General features: G+C 70.6%; 2 protein-coding genes. One reads left to right on the forward strand and one right to left on the reverse strand.

All coding sequences use genetic code 11. The features are described from left to right. Positions 1-139: 139 nt before the first annotated feature. Entirely contained in the window at positions 140-1,996 is a 1,857-nt protein-coding gene (gene glmS, locus G6028_RS15180; RefSeq protein ID WP_182610790.1) for a glutamine--fructose-6-phosphate transaminase (isomerizing), read from the reverse strand. A 73-nt stretch (positions 1,997-2,069) separates the two neighbouring features. Between glmS and G6028_RS15185 the strand changes: the two genes are divergently transcribed. Beyond that, on the forward strand, positions 2,070-2,552 hold a 483-nt coding region (locus G6028_RS15185; protein WP_338404246.1), incomplete at its 3' end, for a dienelactone hydrolase family protein.

Genomic DNA, 2,552 nt, shown 5'->3' on the forward strand with positions numbered 1-2,552 from the left:
GCGGCGCATCACGGCGTCCGGGTCCCCCGCCGCCGCGGCCGCCTCGATGAGCGGGCGCTCGGCGGCCCGGATCGCCTCGACCGGGTGCGCGCGCAACATGACGTCCACGATCCCAGACGGAATCAGACCCGGGGGCGGATCACTCCACCGTGACGGACTTGGCCAGATTGCGGGGCTTGTCCACGTCGTACCCACGGGCCGCGGCGACCTCGGCGGCGAACGCCTGGTAGGGGATGGTCGCGAGCAACGGCTGGAGCAGGGTGGTCGAGGCCGGGATCGGGATGAAGTAGTCCGACAGCGGTCGCACCACCTCGTCCCCCTCCTCGGCGATCACGATGGTCCGGGCACCGCGGGCCCTGATCTCCTGGATGTTGCTCACGAGCTTGGAGTGCAGGACTCCCCGACCCTCGACCGGAGGCATGACGATGAAGACGGGCAGGCCGTCCTCGATCAGCGCGATCGGTCCGTGCTTGAGCTCACCCGCCGGGAACCCCTCGGCGTGCATGTACGCCAGCTCCTTGAGCTTGAGCGCGCCTTCGAGCGCCGTCGGATAGCCGACGTGGCGGCCGAGGAACAGCACCGACTTCGAGTCGGCCAGCTCCCGCGCGATCTCGCGGACCGGGTCGAGGGAGTCGACCACCTTCTGGATGGCCTCGGGCATCTTCTCGAGCTGACGGAACTCGGCCGCCACCTCGTCGGGGTACTTGGTGCCCCGGGCCTGCGCCAGCGCCAGTCCCACGAGGTAGTTGGCGGTGATCTGGGCCAGGTACGCCTTGGTGGAGGCCACGCCGATCTCGGGGCCGGCATGGGTGTACAGCACGGCGTCGGCCTCACGGGGGATCTGCGACCCGTTGGTGTTGCACACCGCCAGGACGCGGGCCTTCTGGGACTTGGCGTGACGCACGGCCTCGAGGGTGTCGGCGGTCTCACCCGACTGGGAGATGGCCACCACCAGGGTGGACCGGTCCAGCACCGGGTCCCGGTAGCGGAACTCCGAGGCGATCTCGACCTCGCAGGGCAGGCGGGTCCAGTGCTCGATGGCGTACTTGGCCACCATGCCGGAGTGGTACGCGCTGCCGCAGGCCACGATGAACACCTTGTCGATGTCCCTGAGGTCCTGGTCGCTGATCCGCTGCTCGTCGAGCACGATGCGGCCGTCCTGGAAGTGGCCGAGCAGGGTGTCGGCGACCGCCGCCGGCTGCTCGGCGATCTCCTTGAGCATGAAGTAGTCGTAGCCGCCCTTCTCCGCGGCGGCCAGGTCCCAGTCGATATGGAACGGGCGGCCCTCGGTGGGTTCGCCGGCGAGGTCGGTGATCTCGTAGCCATCGGCTCGCAGCACCACCACGTTGTCCTGGCCGAGTTCCACCGCCTCACGGGTGTGCTCGATGAACGCCGCGACGTCCGAACCGAGGAACATCTCGCCCTTCCCCACGCCCAGCACCAGCGGGGTCGACCGACGCGCCGCGACGAGGGTGCCCGGGTGGGCGGCGTGGCTGAAGACCAGGGTGAAGGCACCCTCGAGGCGGTTCAGCACGGCCCGGCACGAGGCGACGAAGTCCCCCGCGTGCGGTCCGGACGCCATCTCGCACATGAGCAGGTGCGCGGCCACCTCGGAGTCGGTGTCCGACACCAGTTCGACCCCCGCGGCCTCCAGCTCGGCGCGCAGCGGGGCGAAGTTCTCGATGATGCCGTTGTGCACGATCGCCACGTCGCCCGAGACGTGCGGGTGGGCGTTGCGGTCACTGGGGCGCCCGTGGGTGGCCCAGCGGGTGTGTCCGATCCCGGTGGTCCCCGGGAAGCTGTCGTGCCCGGCGGAGTCCAGCGCGGCCTCGAGGTTGGCGAGCTTGCCCTCCTTCTTCTCCACGCGCGAGGCGCCCGAACCGTCGAGGACGGCCACGCCCGAGGAGTCGTATCCGCGGTACTCCATCCGCCTCAGGGCCTCGACCACGACAGGGAGGGCAGCCTGATGCCCGACATAACCGACGATTCCGCACATGGCCGCTAAGTGTAGCCACGCCGTCCCGACGCCCCGGCACCGTCGACCCCCCGGAGGCGATACTGTGGCCCTCGTGGCCATCAAGACCAAAGCTCTGCTCGACAAGGTGAACCGGCGGGGCCCCTACGGGGTCGACACGGGCGATCTCGGTTTCACCGGGACGCCGGGCGTGGTGTTCGTCCCGCGTGACGCGCCGTCACCCGCCCCGGTGGTGGGCTTCGCCCACGACTGGACCAAGGGCCCCCGTGACTACACGGACACGCTCAAGCACCTCGCCTCGTGGGGCTTCGTCGTGGTCGCGCCCGCGACCGATCGGTCCCCCCGGCCGAACCACCAACACTTCGCCGACCACCTGTCGGCCGCGATCGAGGACGTCCTGCAGGCCAGGCTCGGCCGCGGGACCGTCCGCGCGGATCCCCGCCGGATCGGGCTGGCCGGTCACGGGCTCGGTGGCGGGGTCTGTGCCCTGCTGGCCTCCCAGCGCACCGATATCGGCGCGGTGGCGATGGCGTTCCCCACCGAGACCGTCCCGGCGGCCGCCGACCGGGCCATCACC

It is taken from the genome of Dietzia cercidiphylli, from assembly GCF_014145145.1.
In the GTDB taxonomy this organism is placed as follows: domain Bacteria; phylum Actinomycetota; class Actinomycetes; order Mycobacteriales; family Mycobacteriaceae; genus Dietzia; species Dietzia natronolimnaea.

Excerpts from the sequence above, each read along its gene's own strand:
- glmS (WP_182610790.1), bottom strand. The coding sequence starts at position 1,996 with ATGTGCGGAATCGTCGGTTATGTCGGGCATCAGGCTGCCCTCCCTGTC.